The organism is Acidaminobacter hydrogenoformans DSM 2784 (assembly GCF_900103005.1).
In the GTDB taxonomy this organism is placed as follows: domain Bacteria; phylum Bacillota; class Clostridia; order Peptostreptococcales; family Acidaminobacteraceae; genus Acidaminobacter; species Acidaminobacter hydrogenoformans.
The window spans coordinates 1-20275 of sequence record NZ_FMWL01000006.1 but is presented as its reverse complement, the minus strand read 5'-3'; the positions used below and the strand labels follow the sequence as shown (position 1 = coordinate 20275).

At 51.8% G+C, this 20275-nt stretch carries 16 protein-coding genes; all 16 read left to right on the top strand.

What is annotated here, in order from left to right; genetic code table 11:
• The first annotated feature begins 202 nt into the window (after positions 1-202).
• The gene (locus tag BLP63_RS07560; RefSeq protein ID WP_092590309.1) at positions 203-1435 is read left to right on the top strand and encodes an NAD(P)-dependent oxidoreductase; all 1233 of its coding nucleotides are present in this window, start codon (positions 203-205) and stop codon (positions 1433-1435) included.
• A 275-nt stretch (positions 1436-1710) separates the two neighbouring features.
• Positions 1711-1974 carry a hypothetical protein gene (locus tag BLP63_RS07555; protein WP_092590308.1) on the top strand — a complete coding sequence of 88 codons (264 nt, stop codon included), beginning with the start codon at positions 1711-1713 and terminating at the stop codon, positions 1972-1974.
• A gap of 11 nt (positions 1975-1985) precedes the next feature.
• Positions 1986-2336 (top strand): hypothetical protein, encoded by a 351-nt coding sequence (locus BLP63_RS07550; RefSeq protein ID WP_092590307.1) that lies wholly within the window; start codon positions 1986-1988, stop codon positions 2334-2336.
• 207 nt (positions 2337-2543) lie between these two features.
• Entirely contained in the window at positions 2544-3623 is a 1080-nt protein-coding gene (locus BLP63_RS07545) for a GNAT family N-acetyltransferase (protein ID WP_092590306.1), read from the top strand.
• A 51-nt stretch (positions 3624-3674) separates the two neighbouring features.
• Positions 3675-4766 carry a GNAT family N-acetyltransferase gene (locus tag BLP63_RS07540; protein WP_092590305.1) on the top strand — a complete coding sequence of 364 codons (1092 nt, stop codon included), beginning with the start codon at positions 3675-3677 and terminating at the stop codon, positions 4764-4766.
• Positions 4767-4815: 49 nt separating this feature from the next.
• A complete protein-coding gene (locus BLP63_RS07535; protein WP_092590304.1) occupies positions 4816-6120 on the top strand; it encodes a B12-binding domain-containing radical SAM protein in 1305 nt (434 codons plus the stop codon).
• A 23-nt stretch (positions 6121-6143) separates the two neighbouring features.
• The gene (locus BLP63_RS07530; RefSeq protein WP_092590303.1) at positions 6144-8354 is read left to right on the top strand and encodes a methyltransferase; all 2211 of its coding nucleotides are present in this window, start codon (positions 6144-6146) and stop codon (positions 8352-8354) included.
• Positions 8355-8382: 28 nt separating this feature from the next.
• Positions 8383-9969, top strand: a complete 1587-nt coding sequence (locus tag BLP63_RS07525) for a B12-binding domain-containing radical SAM protein (RefSeq protein WP_242870837.1) — start codon at positions 8383-8385, stop codon at positions 9967-9969.
• A gap of 92 nt (positions 9970-10061) precedes the next feature.
• The gene (locus BLP63_RS07520; RefSeq protein WP_092590302.1) at positions 10062-11540 is read left to right on the top strand and encodes a B12-binding domain-containing radical SAM protein; all 1479 of its coding nucleotides are present in this window, start codon (positions 10062-10064) and stop codon (positions 11538-11540) included.
• A gap of 224 nt (positions 11541-11764) precedes the next feature.
• Positions 11765-13306 carry an amidohydrolase gene (locus tag BLP63_RS07515; protein ID WP_092590301.1) on the top strand — a complete coding sequence of 514 codons (1542 nt, stop codon included), beginning with the start codon at positions 11765-11767 and terminating at the stop codon, positions 13304-13306.
• Complete coding sequence (locus BLP63_RS07510; protein WP_092590300.1) at positions 13251-14471, top strand: AfsR/SARP family transcriptional regulator; 1221 nt, start codon at positions 13251-13253, stop codon at positions 14469-14471. The genes BLP63_RS07515 and BLP63_RS07510 overlap by 56 nt, the downstream gene beginning before the upstream one ends.
• A 229-nt stretch (positions 14472-14700) precedes the next feature.
• On the top strand, positions 14701-16344 hold the full coding sequence (locus BLP63_RS07505; protein WP_092590299.1) for a M20/M25/M40 family metallo-hydrolase: 1644 nt from the start codon (positions 14701-14703) through the stop codon (positions 16342-16344).
• Between the two features lie 57 nt (positions 16345-16401).
• Complete coding sequence (locus BLP63_RS07500; RefSeq protein WP_092590298.1) at positions 16402-17859, top strand: alanine/glycine:cation symporter family protein; 1458 nt, start codon at positions 16402-16404, stop codon at positions 17857-17859.
• Positions 17860-18252: 393 nt separating this feature from the next.
• Entirely contained in the window at positions 18253-19539 is a 1287-nt protein-coding gene (locus BLP63_RS07495; RefSeq protein ID WP_242870836.1) for a DUF1576 domain-containing protein, read from the top strand.
• Positions 19532-19867, top strand: coding sequence for a hypothetical protein (locus BLP63_RS07490; protein WP_092590297.1), 336 nt, complete (start codon positions 19532-19534; stop codon positions 19865-19867). Before BLP63_RS07495 ends, BLP63_RS07490 begins: the two co-directional genes overlap by 8 nt.
• A gap of 131 nt (positions 19868-19998) precedes the next feature.
• A partial coding sequence (locus BLP63_RS07485; RefSeq protein WP_139159794.1) for a transposase occupies positions 19999-20275 on the top strand: 277 nt, incomplete at its 3' end.

Genomic DNA, 20275 nt, shown 5'->3' with positions numbered 1-20275 from the left:
AACTACAGTAAATTGAAACAAACACACAGTAAGGCGTCTCTGTTGATGGAGGCGCTTTTTTTCTTGCGGATTTTTTGCCGTTTCATTCAGCGCCTTCAATGTTGTTAAAGAAATAATAATGGTCTACAGGGGACTTCATCCGTGGTATATTATACAGAATACAAAATACAAGTCGGAACACGAAGGTTTGGAGGGTGTTGAGATGGGACTGCATGTGATTGATGAGGCGAAGCGCTGCCTGAAGTGTAAGAATCCGAGGTGTGTCAAGGGCTGTCCGGTGGGCACGGCGATTCCGGAGATGATTGGGATGCTGCTTGAAGGGCGGATCAGTGATGCGGGCAAGATGCTGTTTGACAATAATCCCCTGTCGCTGGTGTGTTCGCTGGTGTGCCCGCATGAGGCACAGTGCGAGGGTCACTGTGTGCTGGCGGCCAAGGGGATGCCGGTGCACATCAGCAGTATTGAAAATTATATCTCCGATTATAGTTTGGATATGCTGCCTGTGGAGGCGGGGGTGGGGGATTTGGGGACCATCGGCATAATAGGTTCTGGGCCGGCGGGGATCACGCTGGCGTTTATCATGGCGCAGAAGGGTTACAAGGTGACCATTTTTGACATGAACGACAAGATTGGCGGGATCCTGTATTATGGGATTCCGGAGTTCAGGCTGCCCAAGGAGATTATTGCGCGGCTGGAGCGCAAGCTGATTGAGCTTGGGGTGGTGATTCGGCCAAATGTGCTGATTGGGCCGGTGCTGACGGTGGATGATCTGTTCCGGGATGGGTATGACGCGCTGTTTATTGGGACGGGGGTCTGGAACCCGCGGAAGCTGGGGATTAAGGGTGAGACGCTGGGGCATGTGCATTTTGGGATCGATTACCTGAGGAACCCGGGGGCTTACCGGCTGGGGGACAAGGTGGTCGTGATTGGCGCCGGGAATGTGGCTATGGACGTGGCGCGGACGGTTCTGCGGCATGGCGTGCGGGATGTGACGATCATGGCGCGGTCCGGGCGGGAGCGGCTGGCGGCCAGGAAGCACGAGATTGACTATGCAGAGATCGATGGGGTCAAGTTCGAGTTTTACAAGTCGCCGGTGGAGATTAGTGGCCGCGGGGTCGTATATGACGAGACGCGGCTGACGCCGGACGGGATTGTGACGGTGGAGGACAGCAGGGGGCTGCTGGAGGCGAGCGCGGTGATCATTGCGGTGAGCCAGGGGCCAAAGTCGAACATTGTCAGCTATACGGAGGGGATTCAGATTGACGGCCGTGGCCTGATCATGACGGACGAGGAGGGCCGGACGACGCGGCCTGGGGTTTTCGCGTCCGGGGACGTGGTGACCGGGGCTCGGACGGTGGTCGAGGCGGTGAAGTACACGAAGCGCGTGGCGGAGATCATGGATGAGTACATTCAGGGGGCCAAGGGACTGGAGTGATGGTCGGGGACAGGGACATCTGGTGGGGGACTGGGCCGGCTTGGATGTTTGGTTGGGGACAGGGACATCCTGAACATCCGGTTGGGGACTGGGCCGCACCAACACACTGCCTTTTCCATTAAAATTCCATTAAGTTTGGCGTTTTAGGATTAAGCACCGTTTAAAAGGGGATACTGTGAATGAAGGGTCGCCAATTAGCTTAAGCTTTAAGAGCTGCGCAAGACTGACGGGATTAAGGAACCCTCGAGTCATCAACAGAAACAGGAGGTTGCCGGATGTTTGACTTTTTTGTGTTTTTAGTTGTCTGGATCGTTCTCGGCAGCATATTTGGGGCTGCATCCAAATCCCAGGCCCTTCGTAGTGGCCGCGGCCATGAGGCTGACAGATGGTTCTGGATTGGTTTCTTTTTCGGTCTTAACGCGCTTCTGATTCTGTGGATTTTGGGCTGGAATCAACCCACCTCAAACAGCAGCGTCGACCAGGCATCCGCCAAGCAGATCAGCGCCTCAAGCTTCCCTTATGATCAGTTTCGCCTTTAGGAGGTCAACCAGTGAAGAAGAAGCTCAAAAAAGGCATCCGTTTCCTGCTCGTGTTTTCAGCCATTGAGCTCGGGAGCTATCTATTTTTGTCTTCCCGCAGCAGCGACGGCTTCAACTTTGGATTCTTTTTCTTCGTCTGGGCGTTCCTGGCGCTGATTATTCCCCTCGCGCTGTTCTTTGGCGTTGAAAGCCGTGGCAATTTCCTCGCAATGGGTAAGGTGTATGACCATAACAACGTTAACACCATGGACCAGATGGCGCCCAAAGCGCCCGCAACACAGCCGGGGCCGCTGCTGGCCCTTCTTGGAGCCTATGCTGCGCCCTTTGCAGTGAACCTCGCGCTGTATTTTCTGGTGGCTTAAGGTCGGCCGCGGCAGAGCTGCTCCAGTGCGCTTGGATGAAATGAATTGAACTGAATGGAGGTGCGGGCCGTGGTTTATGAAGACCATCGGCCATCACCTCTTTTTTCTTTTTTGCCGATAATCCCCTGTCCCCACCTGTAACCTTATGACCATTGGTGTCCCGCCCGTCAAATGTTATACTGAAAAAAAGGCTTACGGGAGGTCAACATGGTGCTGCGCGTGCTGGGGCCAGGTGAAACTGGCGACTATATTAAATTTGTAAAGCAGCTGAATAGAAAGGACCCCCTGAGGCGTGACATCATGAGCCCCACTTTGGAGATGATCCTGAAGGGCAAAGGGGCCCTGGCGAAGTCGGCATTTCTCCAGCCGGTGCTGGTCACAGACGGAGGCGTGACAGTTGCCGCCAGTGTGTTCGCTCAGGTGGACCGGATGCCGGAGTACCTTCAGCTGGCCTGCTTTGAGGCCCTTGAAAATCAGGAAGAGGCTGTCAGACACTTGATCCAGCATGGCCGTGCGCTCGCCCGGCAGCGGGGGGCGACGAAGCTTCTGGTAGGACTTAACTTTCACGTGAACTACGGTCTTGGGATTCTGGCAGATCATTTTGATGAGGTGCCCACCTTTGGCAGCGCCTATCACCCGCCTTACATAAAGCACTATTTCGAGGGCTTCGCGACAGAAACAATTTCCATGCTGACCTACACGACAGTGCTGGAAGCCTTTGAAGTACCGGTGACTGAGCGGCTGCGGCAGCGGATTTCCAGAGCCTATAAGGTTGTGCCAGCGGATTTCAAGCATCTGGAGAAGACTGCGCGGATGTATACGGAAATCAACAACGCCGCTTTTTCCAGCCACCGCTTTTATTACGAGCGGCGGATTGAGGAGGATCTGGAGCTGTTCAGGGAGTTCAGGGCATTCCTAAAGCCGGAAAATCTTCTGTTCTTGTTTTATGGGGAGACGCCGGTGGGCTTCATGTTGTGGTATCCGGACTTCAATCAGGCTATGAAGCCCGGTGAGACGATAGGCGTCAAGACCTGGCTCCGGTGGAAGCTTTGGCCGGGGCGGATCGATACTATGAAGATTGTGGAGCTTGGCGTGGTGCCGGCGCATCAGAGCCGGGGCGGCGTGGTGCGGCTCTTTGAGGCCTGCCGGGAGTATGTTCGCGATAGGTTTAAGCTGTGTGAAGCGGGCTGGATCCTGAGTGGGAATACACCGTCCCGGGGTTTTGGGGAGCGCTGGGCGGACGGCGAGGGACACCACTATGAGGTGTATGTGATTGACGTGGATTAGAATAGCGTTTAGCCGCGCTTACTGGAATTGAAAATGAGGGCGTGACGAGGAATGAACCAGGCGGAATGGGATGAACGGATAGAGCTGAAGTGCTATGAAAGTGCGTGCGAGTTACCATCGGCATGGGACGCTTGCCTTGGGGAGTGGCGGGGGGACCTGCCGGGCGGTGGCGCGATTTATCTTGAGCGGGCCTTCCTCGAGTTCCTGGAGTCGGTGAACCCCTGCGGACAGCGCTACTGGTTCTCGGAGATAGCTGGGGTGCTGTTCGTGACGTATTCGTTAAAGCTCAATTTGCTGAATTTTGCCCGGTTTGGGCGGCTGGCGGTGCCGGCGACCCTTGTGGGTGTGCCCCTGTCCGTGGCGGCGCCGGGCTTTGCCACCAGGGAGGCGGCCGGGCGCGCGCTGATGTCCCGGTGGATCCGCCGCCAGCTTAAGGGCCTGACGGTGATCCTCAATGCCCCTGAGGGCGAGGCCTTTGACCTGCCCGAGGGGCTCACTCTCTCAAGCTACGTGCTGCCGCTGCCGTATGAGGGGTTTGAGGACTATATGGCTGCCCTGCGCAGTCCTTACAGGCGTCAGGCCAAACGGGCCCTTGAGGCTTTTGAAGGGGTTGAGACATGGAAGTTTGGTTGGGCCCAGTCCCGCACCACGCGGCCCAGTCCCCAACGGTCTGTCCCTGTCCCCCACCAAAGCCTCTATCCGCTGTATCTGGAGGTCTTTAATCACTCCAAGGATCAGCTCGAGAAGCTGCCCCTCGCCTATTTTGAGGGGTTCCCGGGCACCACGACCGCGTTTGTCCACGACGGGCGCCCCCTGGCCTTTGTGCAGACCCTGGACGAGGTCACGCCGGCCGGCAAGATTAGGCACTTTGTCCTGGGCGGCTTTGACCGGTCACGGCTTTTGAAATTTGACCTCTACCGCAACCTCCTGCTCCACCTCATCCAGGACGCTTTTGCCGATGGCTGCACCGCCACAAACCTCGGCCAAACCGCTGCCGAAAGCAAGTCCAAGACAGGTGCTCAGGAACAGCTGAAGTACCTTTACCTTGCCCATTCCAGCCCTGTTTTGCACAAGCTCCTTGGCGCACTGGTCAAGGGTTTTTCCTACCGGCGTTATAAGGTCAAGCATCACGTGTTCAAGTGATGAGGCCCGGACTCTGGCTTCTTAGCAGCTTGGTTTTTGGGGGTGTCCAATGCGAATATTACTCATAAAATGCCATGGCAGATCACTCTTATCCCGCATTCGGCCCATTGTGACTGAGCCGCTGGAGCTGGAGATGATTGCGGCCGTTTTGAACCGTTTTTCCGGGGCTGGCCTTAGCTATAGGCTCTATGATTCCTGGCTGGAGGGTGGCAGCTCGAAAGACATCATTGAAAAGGAGAAGCCGGATGTCCTCATGCTGACGGGGTACGTCACGGCGGTGGAGGAGATCCTTGGACTTGCGGCGCATGCTAAAAAGGTTTCGGAAAAGACAGCCGTCTGGGTAGGCGGCGTTCATGCGGAGGGGTGTCCGGAGGATTTTTACTCGGAAGGTGTTGACGCGGTGTTTTTTGCCCACGCACTTTGGGGGCTGGACGTCCTGTTGAAAAGTTATTTTGAACAAGGTGTGGGGGTTGCCAATCTCTACGAAAAGATGCCGGGTGTGGCTTATAAGGATGATGGGGCGGGGTGGGTGGAAAAGGGACCATCGGCAGAAGGGTGGGCTTTTGAAGGGCCTGTCCCAGACCGCAGCTATTTCGAAGCTTATAAACACAAAGTCCGGTATGTGGAGCGGCGTGGTGTGGCGCTTCTGAAAACGGCGCGGTCCTGTCCCCACCTGTGCGAATTTTGCTACTGCCGGCTGCTGAACGGCGGGGTGTATCAGGAACGGCCGCTTGAAGAGGTCATTCAGGAAATCAGAGGCATCTCAGCCGATACCATTTGGATCGTGGACGACTGCTTCCTGACGACAGCGGCGCGGGCTGATGCGTGGGCTTCTGCACTGGAGGGCCTGGCGGCTGAGGGCGTTCATAAGCGGTTTATTGCTTACGCCAGAGCGGATGTGATAGTGAGGCTTCAGGATTATGTAAAGCGGCTTCGGGTGATTGGCTTCGATGAATGGATCGTGGGACTTGAGGCGGTGGAGGACGCGCAGCTCAAGGCTTTGGGCAAAGGGGTCGAGGCAGATGACAACGCCGGCGCGGTGGACGTGATTCGGGCAGCGGGGGCAAGGCTGACGGCTTTGTTTTTGGTGTCTCCGGATGACGACGCTGGGGATTTCAGGCGGCTGTGGGCTTGGATTAAAGGACACGAGGTGCGCCGGTTTACTGTGTCCATCTTGACACCCCTGAAAGGGACCAAGGTCTACGAACAGTATGCCGGGCGGATGGCGGCGGAGGGGCTGGCGCGTCCGGCTCGGTTTGATTTCCTGCATTTGGTGATGCGTCCGACCCGCATGCCGGCTTGGTTGTTTTATCTGCGGTTTTGGTGGCTTTCTGCAAAGGCGCGGCTGCGCTGATTTGAGGTTTGGAGGTGGCGTTCATGTCGGTGGTATGGGATTTCTGGTCTAATTTTTATGAGCGCCTGTGGGTCCAGAGGGTGTCCCTGGGCCCGACCAGACGTGCAGTATTGGCAAGGCTCGCAGGGCGGCTGACGCCTGAGACGCGGGTGCTGGATGTGGGGTGCGGCATTGGGGAGCTGCTGGGCGAGGTAGCCCGGGAGGTAGATGCACTTGAAAAGACGGAGGGGACAGGTGCTGTGCGGCTGACCATCGGCCAATTCACTGGCGTGGATGCCTCGCCGGGCATGATCGCGAAGGCGCGGCGCCGGCATCCGGAGCTGTCTTTTGAGGTGCGGGACGCATCAGCGCTGCGGTGGCTGATTGAAGCTGCGGATCCCGGCGAGAAAAAGTTCGACGTGGTGATGTGCACCCATTCTTTGCCTTATTATGCGGACCCGGTTCAGGTGCTGGAGGACATGGCGGCGGTTCTGGCGCCAGGGGGTATGCTGGTGCTGGCTCAGGCGTCTGCCAATTCCACATACGACGCGGCGGTGCTTTCCATGGTCAAGCTGACCACGGGGACGGCAAGCTATTACAGTGTGGAAGCCCTGAAGACCATGGCGGCGGGCCGGTTTGAGGTCGAGTCGGTGGAAAAGGTGCCCACGGCTTGGTTTATGCCGTCTATAGTGCTGATGGTGCTGCGGCTGAAGGGTGGCGCAGACGGGGAAAATAACAAAGACGCTGCTTGGGCCCAGTCCCCAACCAAAGCGCTGCGTGGTGGGGGACTGGGCCCAACCAAAAACTCGGGGCCTGTCCCGAAAAAAATAATGCTGCTCCGTGTCATGCCGGACCCGGAGACCATTGGCCTCCAGCACGTGATGGTCTGTGAGCCGCTGGAGCTGGAGTATCTGGCCTCGAACCTGGGCGCAGATGGTCACGAGACACAAATTGTTGATATGATCCTGGAACGGAGGTCCCTGCAGAGTTTCCTGGAAGCGTTACGACCTGAGGTGGTCCTGATGAGCGGCTATATTACGCATGTGGGGACCTTGAAGGAAACGGCAAGGGTCATCAAGGCCTGGAATCCAAAGATACAAATTGGTGTAGGTGGCGTCCACGCGGAAGTGGTGCCGGAGGACTTTTTGCCTGGGACTGCTGCAACTGCTTCTGAGGCGGATGAGCCCCCCACATTCGACAAAATCTTCACTAAAAACGCGGTCTTTGAAGCCAGAGTCTGGCTGGGCGGTGGAACAGAGCTGTTGGCGGCGGCGCCCTGCACCGCTTCCCCGGAGTACACCGAGCCGGATGCTTCTGGTGAGTCCCTGTCCCCAACCAAACTTTCCGGCGAGTCCCTGTCCCCAACCAAACTTCTCCCTCCGGACCGCAGCAGCACTGCCCGCTACCGGGCCCGCTACTACTATATGTTCCACAATCCCTGCGCCCTCATCAAGACCTCCTACGGCTGCCCCTATGACTGCAGCTTCTGCTTCTGCCGGGAGATTACCGGCGGCGTATACAGCGAGCGGCCCCTCGACGACGTGATCGAGGAGCTGAAGGGCATACCGGAAGAAGAGGTCTACATTGTGGATGACGACTTCCTTGTATCTGAAGCACGGGTCCTCGCCTTCTGCGACGCCCTGGACGCGGCAGGTCTAAACAAAAAATTCCTCATCTACGGCCGGGCGGATTTCGTCGCCCGCCACGAGCACGTCATAGAGCGCTTCAAACGTTCCGGTCTCAGGGCCGTCATCATAGGCCTTGAATCCGTTCGGGCCCAGGACCTGTCCACCTACAGCAAGCGCACGAGCCTGGCGGAAAACGAACAAGCTGCTGCCATCCTCAGGCGCCACGGCGTTGAGCTCTACGGCACCTTAATCCTGGGCATGGACTTCGACAAAGATGACTTCAACACCTTGAATCTGTGGCTGAAAAAGAACAAAGTCCACTTTGTGAACCTTCAGCCCCTGACGCCCCTGCCGGGCACGGCGATCTTTGACGACTACAAGGACCGTCTCCTGGTTCCCCGGGAGGACTACCCCAAGTGGGATCTGGCCCATCTGGTCCTGAAGCCTGAAAAGCTCAGCGTCCGGGCCTTTTACTGGGAAATGCTGAAGCTTTATCACAAGCGCGTCGCAAGCCCGGCTCATGTTATGGCTTTGATCCGCCGCTATGGCCTTGGACCTGTGCTGCGGCTGTCTGTGGGCTCGGCGAGGGTGAGCCTTCAATATCTGAAGAAAATTGCCCAAGGGTAAATCTGGGGTCGCGAAAGGAGCAAGGCGCATGAAGAGCAAAGTGGGGGATGGGGGACCATCGGCAAAAGCTTTGAAAGAGGCGAACTCGACGGAAATTCCAAACGCAGCACCAACCGCAAACATAATGCCAACGCCAAAATCTCCAGGACCTTCACCCAGGAAAAAAGTCCTGCTGATCCAGTCCTCGCCTTACGCGGGCGACGGGCCGGACAAAAAACCCATCAAGAAAAGCCGCCTCTACTTCGTGGGGCTGGGACTGCCGCTGCTTGCAGCGCTGACGCCCGAGGACTGGGAAGTCGAGATCATCCTTGAGACCATAGAGGAGATCCCCTGGGACACAGATGCGGCGCTGATTGGGATTGGCAGCATGGGCCACGCGGTGGTGCGGACGCTGGACATTGCGCGGCAATTCCGGGCCCGGGGCAAAACTGTGGTCCTGGGCGGCTACATGGTGAGCCTGATGCCGGAAGAGGCCGGGAAGCACGCGGATGCCGTGGTGTTGGGGGACGCTGAGGCGACCTGGCCCCAAGTCATCCGTGACTTTGAGGCCGGATGTCTGAAGCCGCTTTACAAAGCCGGGAACCCAAAGAAGGTTTTTTGCGATGTCCCCATTCCCACCCCCCTCGCCAATAATTCAACGACTGGGGACAGGGACTCGTTGGCTGGGGACAGGGGCTTGCTGGTCGGGGACAGGGACTTACCGGAAAACCTGTATCACACGCCCCTGCCGCGGTTCGACCTGATCGTGAACAAGCGCATAGGCGACTTTCTGCCAGTCCAGGCGGGACGGGGCTGCCCCAACACCTGCAGCTTCTGTTCAGTCTACTGCCTCTACCGTGGGCGCTACCTGAAGCTGCCGCTGGAGGAAGTACTCCGGGATGTAAAACAGGTGCAGGACCTTGGATTTAAGAAGTTCCTGCTGCTGGACGACAACATAGGCGCGGACCGGCAGTACCTGCTGGCGCTCTGCGAGGCCCTCAGGCCCCTTGGCATGCAGTGGCTCTCTCAATGCGACATTTCCGTGGGTCGGGATCCGGTGCTGCTGGACGCCATGGCCGGGGCGGGGTGTATTGCCCTGAGCTTTGGTCTCGAGAGCCTTTCAGAGGAGAGTCTGCACGGTATGGACAAGGACTGGGCGGTTCCGGCAGACTATCCGGCGCTGCTGGCAGCAGTGCGCCGGGCGGGGATCGACCTGTCCACGGAGATGGTGGTGGGCGGCGAAGGGGATACCCTGGATTCCATTAAGGCGACGGCGCGCTTTATTGAAGAAAACCGCATTGTGGTGCCGCGGTTCTACATTCTGACGCCCATCCCCGGAACGGATTATTTTGAGGAGATGCAGCGGGCGGGGCGGATTGTGAACGCGGACATTTACGCCTATAACGGCAGCGAGGCGGTGCACCAGCCTGCCCACATGAGTCCGGAGGATCTGACAGCGGCGTACTGGGCGCTGTATGAAGCGGTGTTTTCCATTGGAAGCATTGTGCGGCGGTCGCTGCTGCGCCGGGAGGCATTTAAGTCACCGGGGGCGCTGGCCCGGGCGCTGTTTTATCTTGGCGTGAACCTGTATTACCGGCGACAGATCCGGCAGCGGATTACGCCTAATATTATTTGAGCTTTTGCCGATGGTTTTCGCAAACCAACCATCGGCACAAGCACTGGAATTTGTATTTGGTTTGCATTTAAGCCATTGAGGGAGGGACTGAGATGCGTGTTTTACTTGTGAGGCCGGCCCGGACGCCCCAGTCCGTGACCCTTGGGGAAATTATGTTTTCTGAGCCGCTGGGGCTGGAGATGGTGGTTTCGGCGCTAAAAGAGGACCACGACGTTGAGGTCCTGGATTTGATGGCGGTAGAGGCTTCAGGGAAAAAGGGTGCCGCGGTGCGGGCGCTGGAAGAGCGGCTGGCTGCGCTGCAGCCGGAGGTCGTGGGACTGACCTCGTTATGTGTGGACGTCATGGCGGTGAGGCAGCTGGCGGCACGGGTCAAAGCCCTGTCGCCCCAAACTTTTGTTGTGGCAGGCGGCACCCAGGCATTTCTGAATCCAGAGGCCTTTGTGGTACCGGAGATTGACGTGGTGGTTCAGGTCTCGACCAAGGAAGGGCTCAAGGCGCTGTTTAAGGGCATTGAAAACGAAAAAGGAAAAAGGCCGGGAAAAGAAACAGAGCTTTGGTTGGGGACTGGGCCGCGTCAGACAATGATTTGGTCGGGGACTGGGCTGCGCCAAAAAACCAACGCCTACTGGCTCCCGGACCGCACTTCCACCAAGGCTTGGCGCGGTCAATACGCCTATTTTGGCTTCCGCCCCTGCGCCATCCTGCAGACCTCCCAGGGCTGCTCCGCCCACTGTGACTTCTGCCTTAGGTGGCGCATGGAAGGCCCCTGCGAGCGGGATTTCCCCATGGACTTCGTTATGGAAGACTTAAAAACCATTGAGGAACCGTCCCTCATGATTTTTGACAACGACTTCCTGAATAATGGCGAGCGGCTCGAGGAATTTTGCGACCGGCTCGATCAGGCGGGCCTCCACAAAAGCTTCATCTGCTACGCCAGCGTTCACAGCGTCCTGAAAAACCCGGAGGCCATCCTGAGCTTCAGGGACCACGGGCTGAAAGCGGTGCTCGTGGGCTATGAATCCTTCAGCGATGAGGAACTCGAGGCCTACAAAAAGCCTTCGCGCTCGGGGGACGCTTTCAAAGCCGCAAAGTGGCTGAAGTCAGCCGGCATTGACGTCTGGGCTTCCTTCATGCTCCACCCGGACTGGACCCATGACGATTTCAAGGCCCTGCGCCGGCACATCAAAAGGCTGGCCCCGGAGATCGCCACCTTTTCGCCACTGACCCCCTTTCCTGGCCTTCCTCTTTACAAGCACTACAAGGACCAGGACCGCCTTTTGTTCAAAGAAGACGACTATAGCGCCTGGAGCTTTGGCCAGGTCATCATCCGCCCGGGCCGGATGAGCCTGCGCGCCTACTATTACGAGGTCCTTAAAACCATCCTCTACCTCAACTTCGTTTCCAACCATACAAATTACATCACGAAGAAGTTTGGGGCGGGCACCCTGATCAGAATGTCCGGGGGCGCTGTGCGCGTCTTCTTCCGGTATGTGGGGCTGATGCTGGGGGCCAAAGCTGAGGGGCGTGGAGAGAAAAGGAACGTGGAGGGAAGTGGGGGTGGGGATGGGTGACCATCGGCAAAAAACTTGAGCTTTTGAAGGCCCAAGTGCTTTGCCCGATGGTGATTTAACACGCCCCCACCCCCTTGCCGCAGCGGCCATTTTCATGTCTGTTTCGCCTTGACTGCCGGTTCAAACGAGTATTGAATGGGCAACAGCTGGATGTTTTAAGTATGATATAATGCTGCAAAGAGGAATTTAATTCGGAAAATGATGCAAAATGGGGCGGTGTGAGGATGTATGATTTAATCTACAACGGGAATATTATCTCCATGGATTCAAACAACACTGTGTATAAATGGATGTTAATAAATGATGGGAAAATAATGGATTGTGGCATCTATGACGGTTATCACAAATATCTTGAGATCAGCAAGAAGCCCCTGGATTTGAAGGGAAAGACTGTCCTGCCGGGATTTATTGATTCGCATATCTATCTGGTTCAAACAGGCATCAACAAGCTGGCGGTGGATTTATCTTCCTGTAAAAGCTTTGAAGACATTTTTTCTAAGCTTGAAGAACGCGCATTGAAAGAACCAAAGGGCACCTTAATCCGGGGCGTAAAGCTGGATGAAGTGAACTTGATCGAAAAAAGATTACCCAATCGTCACGACTTGGATAAGCGTTTTCAAAACCATCCAATTTGGATTAATAGAATAGAAAAACACACGAGCATTGTAAATTCCCTGGCTTATACAAATCTTAAACTGCCATTCAACCTTCAAGGTATTGAGTATGAAGACGGCGCTCCGACGGGCATTGTTTATGACAGAGCTAATGCTTTCATCACAAACAAATTTTATAATCAAATTACGGACCAGCAGAGAAAAGAAGGAATGGAACTGGCATTTCAGCACGCTCTGCGCTGCGGCATTACAACGGTGAATGCCATGGAAGGCGGATTTGCTTTTTGTGATCGCGATGGCGAATATATTTACAACCATCAGAATGAATTCCCTATCGACGTAGTTTTATTTTATCAGACGTTGGATTTAGAGAAATTGAAACAAATGAATATCCCCCGCGTAGGGTGTCTGCTGCTGGATGGATCCATAGGTTCAAGAACGGCCGCAGTGTCAGAGCCCTATCATGATATGAAAGAAAGCTATGGCTCTTTATATTTCTCCGAGAAGAATCTTAAGGATTTTGTGAAAAAAGCGCATTTGGCTGATCTTCAGATCGCAATTCACGCTGTAGGCGACCGGGCAATTGATATGGCGTTGGACGCGCTTGAGGAGACACTCACAATGTATCCCAATGACAACCATCGGCATAGAATTGAGCATTATGAGCTGCCATCCATGGATGCCATCAAGAGAACGGCATCATTAAACGTCATTGCATCCATGGTCCCCAATGCGATCGAATATTGGTCCAAAGCTGGCGCGGCCTATGAGGTTCGTTTGGGAAGGGAAAGGCTGGCCACCAACAATCCTTTCAGAGATCTGTTAAACCATGGTGTGACGGTTATAGGTGGTTCAGATAGTGACGCAACTGAAATGAATCCCATCATGAGTCTGCACACCTTGGTAAACGGCAGCAATCCACGTCAGAAGACAAGTGTTTATGAAGCGGTCAGAATTTTTACAATAGACGCCGCCTATGGTATTTTCCAAGAGCACTTAAAAGGCTCTCTGGAGATTGGTAAAATCGCTGACTTGGTAGTTCTGGATCAAAACCCGTTTACTTGTAATCCGCTTGAAATTAAGAGCATTGTTGTGCATGAGACTGTTAAAAACGGAAGAAGCATTTATTGTGCAGGTGATCACGTTGAGTAGGGTGTCTGTGATCACGCTGAACGGGTTGATGCTGGAAATAGACGGACGCAATGTAGAGGGCAAATTGAGTCAAAAATCAATAGGACTTTTGATCTATCTGTTGCTATCGAGACAAGGCAAATGCAAAAGAGAATATCTTGCGTCCCTATTTTGGGATGACAGTTCTTTGAAATCCAGCCGCAATAATCTAAGACATGCGCTTTGGGAAATCAATAAGCTCACTGAGAAAGTAAGCATCATTACGGGAGATCAAAGCATATGCTGCCTGAATCCTGAGGTAGAGGTCTATATTGACGCTTTGGAGCTGGACCGGATTTATAAACACTATAAAAGCATGGCGCTTGAACCATTAATGCAAGAGATTGAGATTTATCAAAATGATTTTTTGGAGAACGAATATTTTAATAACGCCCCTGAAATCAATGATTGGACTTTAATCAGCAGGAATCATTACCAGAAAATCTATTTCGAGATTTTGAGTTATATTGGCGATCAGCTCCTGGAACAGAAGGTGTATGAAGACTCCCTGCAATATTATTTGAGGCTGCTGAAGATCAATCCATTGCACGAGGATACGTATCTCAAAATTATGAACAACCGGATCAACGCGAACCGCAGAGTAGAAGCGATCAAATTCTATCAGGATTTTGAGAAAACATTGCGCAATGAGTTGAATATTGAACCAGGCAGTGAGCTGCAAAACATCTACAGGCAGCTGATGGGTGAGACTAAGACGCAAGAAGAGACGCAGGTCAAGGCGAGCGTCATTCCCAAATCGGCCCAATCAGCCAAATACAAAAAAATTCAAATGGATGGCACCGCGTTCATCTCTTTTGAGCTCTGCAGCCGATTGTTGGAAAGTCTGTTCGGAATGATTTCAATGTCTGCTTTTTCTGAGGATCAAAAGTTCAAAATATCCTATCTTGCGTATATCTACCCTGACGTAAGACTTATGGAGGGCATGTCGCATCAATCTACCTGGCCGCCTTCAGAAATGCAGATTTATTATGGACTGGATGCACTGTTTAGTCAGCTAAGCGTTAATCAGGACATTCAAATCCATATTTTTAACTTTAATAATGCAGATGAAACATCGAAAAAAATTATTAATGCCATTGATTATCAGCTCAAGCTCCAGAATAGACAACTATTAAAATTGAGTTAATCGATTCAGCCTTCTCAAAGGACGCAGCGGCCTTTTGAGTAGGCATTTTTTTTGCGTAATTTTGATCAACTGTTAAACACCCGTTAAAATAAATTCTGTATGTGGTGAAATAAATTCTAAAATCAGAATCAATTTTTCGAAAATAAACACTTCTTCACACAAGCCGTCAACATGACTGTGATAGTTTAATAGTGAAAGGAGTGGAAATACTTTGGAGGAGTCAATTTCAATGCAGTCATCAGATGAAATCGAAGCATTATTCTATAGTCTGATGAAGATTCAAAGTGACACAGGGACCTCACTTGAGAAAGATATGTCAGATTATATCTACAGCTGGTTAAACCAATTGGAGTACTTTAAGGAACATCCCCACCTCTTGAGCAACCATACCCTTCCCGGAGATCCCTATCAAAGAGCAATCGTTTGGGGTCTTGTAAAAGGCAACAGTCCCAATACCATAATTCTCATACATCATCATGATGTAGTGGATATTTTTGAATACGAGGATCTGAAAGAAGTCGCTTTAAACCCTGATGCTTTGAAAAAGCACCTCAAGCAAAAAAAATTATCACCGGAAGTCCAAACAGACCTTGCGGATCCTGACTGGATCTTTGGACGAGGCTCCTGTGATATGAAGGCCGGGGCAGCAGTACAAATGTGGTTGATGGAGAGATATGCTTCTGAGGTTGAATCCTTCAATGGAAGTTTACTGTTTCTATCTGTACCGGATGAAGAGAATTTATCCGCTGGTATGAGAGACGCCATCACGCTTTTAAACAATTTGAGAGAAGAGCACGGCCTTAATTTTGTGACGACAATCAATTCTGAACCTATAGCTCTGACCGCGGAAAAACGGCCGATTTTTCATGAAGGTACTGTGGGCAAAATCATGCCTATTCTCTATGCGAGAGGTAAAAAATCCCACGTTGGCGACGTGTTCGCAGGATTTAATCCCGTGTGGCTGTTGTCTCAAATGCATTCTGAAATAGAGCTTTCAAGCGATTTTTCTGATCACTATGAAGGGGAAGTGACACCGCCGCCAGCATGGGTCTATTTAAGAGATCAGAAAGCACAATATGACGCTTCGCTTCCTGAATCTGCCGTCGCTTATTTCAGCATCCTCACCCTCTATACAACACCAGGTGAGATTCTTGATAAACTCAAGGCTTATGCTGAGCGTTCATTCAAGACGTGTATTCAAAAATATATTGAAAGTGTAGCTACATATAATGTTTACAGTAAAGAAAAAATTGAGCGTTTGAATATTGCCCCCAGAGTTGTCACTTTAGAAGAGCTGACGACTATGCTGACAGTGCAAAATGGTCCAAAGTTCAAGACGCTTTACGAGACGCGCGCTACAGAATTGAGTCAAAGTGTCGCGGCAGGTGAACTCACACTCCAGGAAGCTACAATAGATATGATCAGCTACATGCTGACGCAGTTGAATGATCATGAACCCATTATTGTGATTGCGTTTTCAGGTCCATTCTATCCTCATGTCACCAATAGTAAACTAAAAGATGCAGCTGGGTTTTCATTCAAAGAGAGGGTGAACCAATTTACGGAAAGTCACTGGGGGATTACTTATGAATCAAAGCACTACTTCATGGGGATCTCGGACTTGAGTTACACTTCATTTTCACTGCAGAACGAGGATATTGAAGCAGTCAGAAAAAATATGCCTGGCTGGAATATTCTCTATGGGATTCCGATTGAAGGCTTGAAGAAGCTTAGTATGCCGGTGGTTAACCTGGGACCTTGGGGGAAAGATTTGCATAAAATTACGGAGAGAGTTCATAAAGTGGATGCTTTCCAAAGGTTGCCATTATTGATCGAACATGTGATAGACTCTGTTTTTAACGCACTCGTGTAAAATAATCAGCGGGTTGATTTTTTAAGTGGGTTAAACAAAATTTGAGGAGGAATCTGAATGGCATCAATTATTGACATGATCAACGGGATTTTGTGGAGTAATTATCTGATTTATTCATTATTGATAATTGGATTATATTTCACAGTGAGAATGAAATTTATTCAATTCAGATCGATTAAAGAGATGGTTAAATTGCTGTTGGATAGAAAATCCGGAGAACAGGGGATCACGTCTTTTCAGGCGTTCGCACTATCAATCGCAGGTCGCGTGGGTGTTGGAAATATAGCAGGTGTGGCGACCGCGATTTCGCTCGGTGGTCCAGGAGCGGTATTTTGGATGTGGTGTCTTGCCCTGATCGGTTCGGCGACGGCATTTGTCGAGAGTACTCTGGCCCAAGTATATAAAGAAGAATATAACGGACAATATCGCGGTGGCACAGCTTATTACATTGAGAAATATACAGGCATGAAATTTCTGGGCATTCTTTTCGCAATCTCTCTGATTTATGGATCAACTGTTGGCGTGCCTTGGCTGCAAAGCCATGCGATCGCATCCAGCTTTGAAAACGCATTTGGCATATCCAGAATGATGACCGGAATTATAGTAACCTTATTAGTCTCAATAGTAATATTTGGTGGCGTAAAAAGAATAGGAAAAGTCGCTGAGGTACTTGTGCCATTTATGGCGGGCATATATTTGTTGATTGCACTTGTTATTATCGTATTGAATATTTCTGAACTTCCTGGCGTCATTGCTTTGATTTTTAAGAGTGCATTCGGAACAGAGCAAGCGTTTGCTGGTATTGTTGGTGCGGCAATCTCAAATGGTGTAAAACGGGGCATATATTCCAATGAAGCCGGTATGGGTACAGCCACACAAGCGGCTGCGGCAGCTGACGTTTCTCATCCGGCAAAACAAGGCTTAGTTCAAGCATTTTCGGTATATATTGATACAATGCTTGTATGTACAGCAACCGCATTCATGATTCTTATTACCAAATCATATAATGTAATGGGACCAACAGGAGATTTTATAGTAAATCATTTGCAAGGTGTCGAGGCTGGCCCTGTATATACTCAAATGGCCGTTGACACAATCGCGCCAGGGTTTGGTTCCGCATTCGTTGCCATTGCATTATTTCTGTTCGCATATACGACACTTATAGCCTACTATTATGCAGGTGAGACCGTAGGTGTTTATATTCAAGAAAAAACGGGGCTAAAATTAATTCCTGTGATTCGTGGCTTATTTGTTGTTTTTACTTTGGTCGGAGCGACTCAAACATCAGCAATTGCTTGGGGGATGGCTGATATTGGTGTTGGCCTGCTCACTTGGATCAACATCATTGCATTAGCGATTTCTGGCGGCGTAGCGATAAAAGTTCTCAAGGATTATGAAAGTCAAAAAGCGCAAGGCGTTGATCCAATATTCAACCCTGATGATTTGGGCATTAAAAATGCTGATGTCTGGCGTATAGGAAATGTTAAATCCTCTAAAATAGAGAAGTCTAAATGAAAAAGAAATGATAAAACCAAAAATTAAGTCAGAAATTGAGAGCAATAGCAACATGAATTTTGTATTCGGTGTCGCGTTTCAAAGTGAACTATAATCCCATTTTGCAGTATAGAAAGTGCTTTAGACCATTGGTGAATCTTGGTTTAAAGCACTTTTAATTTTTGTGTTTTTGTAAGGAAGGTAAGTGATCACCTGTAGTCAAGGCTAAATCGTTCCTGGAAAAGACGCCACATAACCTCCACCGATTGTCTCCCGCCAGCACCCTCCCCCTAACGCCAATCAACGCATGCACCGCTTGCATCCCCCGTCATTTTCCTGTAGAATACTCCTACTGAGAAACGGTCTCAAATAGAACCCCGCACCCGCAAGGTTTCAAAAGGAGTGATCGATTGAGTGATTGAAAATGTGGAGAAACGGTGGGCGATCCACCATAAAATTATCAGTGAAGACACCAAATACAAAGTCATAACCATGTACGCCGTAATCATTCTGCTCACGGGATTCTTTTTCAACAACCCCCTCGAAATACTGAAGGGCATGGGCACTGTCCTGACCTCGTCGAGCATCCTGCTGACGGACTACATGGAAATCGCGAACATAGGCACCGCCTTTTTCAACAGCGGCCTGATGATGCTGGGGTCCATCTTCCTGGCCAGGAAGACCAGGGCCCACATGAACGGCTACCTGATCGCGGCGGTATCCATTGTGGGCGGCTTTGCCATGTTTGGGAAGAACCCCTACAATGTTGTCAGCATTGTTTTAGGGGTGTACTTGTATTCGAGGATCCAGAAGGAGCGGTTCGGGAAATTCATCCTGATCGCGCTGTTTGGTACGGCCCTGGGCCCACTTGTGAGCCAGATTACCTTTGGTTTTGGGCTGCCGCTGTGGGCGGGCGTGCTTGTGGGCAACATCGCTGGTATCCTCACGGGGATCATCCTGCCGCCCCTGGCCACGAGCTTTGTCAAGTTTCATCAGGGCTTCAACCTATACAACGTGGGCTTTACCGCGGGGATTATTGGGACGGTGTTCATGGCGGTTTTCAGGTCTTTTGGGCTGGAGACGCCAACGGTCTATCAAGTGTCCCAGGGGAACAACCTGGCCCTGGCCAGCATTCTGGGCGTCTATTTTGGTTCTTTCATTGTGACGGGCTACCTCATGAATGAGCATAGCTTTAAGCATCTGAGAGAGCTCATGCGTCAGCCCGGGCGGCTGGTTTCGGACTTTGTCACCACAGAAGGCTTTGGTGTGTCGCTTGTGAATATGGGCCTTCTGGGCTTTGCGGGTATGGGCTATGTGTTTCTCGTTAAGGGAGAGCTAAGCGGCCCCACAATAGGCGGCATTTTCACCATGATAGGCTTTGGGGCGTTTGGAAAGCACCTGAGGAACGCCTTGCCGGTCATGCTGGGGGTCTTCCTGGCCACGCAGCTGAAGCTTTGGGACGTCAATTCCACTGGGGCAATTCTGGCGGCGCTGTTTGGCACGACACTGGCTCCCATTTCAGGTCAGTTCGGCTGGAAGGCGGGGGTCCTCGCCGGATTCCTGCACATGTCCATGGTCATGAACGTGGGCTATCTGCATGGCGGCATCAACCTTTACAACAATGGTCTGTCCGGGGGCATTGTGGCGGCGACGCTGGTGCCAATCCTGGACGCGTTTAGGGAGGAAGATAGTTTTGAGTAAGGAACAGGGAAAAGTCATTAAAATTATGAGCGAACTCGTACGCGTCTTTTTCAAGATGGGGATTGATGACCTGAAGGTGGACGTCAGGACCAACGCGCTGGAGTCCACGGTGGAGCTGGAAGGCGATGTCAGCCGCATCCCGGTGGCCAGGATTGTGCACCTCAAGGAGGCCATCCACGGCGCCCGGCAGCTGGAGCTGGAGGAGTACTGGAATTTGGCGGGGGGCAACAAGCACTCGGAGCTGGATCTGGTGGGGGCCCTGGTGGACGAGGCTGAGGTCGAGCACGACGGGGATACCCTAAGGGTGAAGGTGACGCGCAAGGCGTGAGGCGTGAGTCGGCTCATATGGAGTGCGTAAAAATTGTTATGTAATTGAAAATGACCATCGGCAAAGTGATATGCTCCCTTTGTAGTAGACAGTTGAAATAATAAAACTGTCGCTGCAAGGGGAGTTTTTCTATGAAAAGAAAATCAAAGGTCAGTTATGAGGAAAAGATTCAAGCAGTCCAGCGCTATATAAATGGATTAGGAAGTTTTTCAACTATCGCAAAAGAAATATCAGTTGATAAATCATCATTACAATCCTGGGTGAAAATGTACAAGCACGTAGGTGCGCACGTATTGTTAACAACCTCCCAAAACACTCCATATAGTCGAGACTTAAAAATTGCTGCCGTTAAAGAATATTTTGAGGGGAATGCCTCTTTACGGGATATTCAAGCTAAATATGCAATTA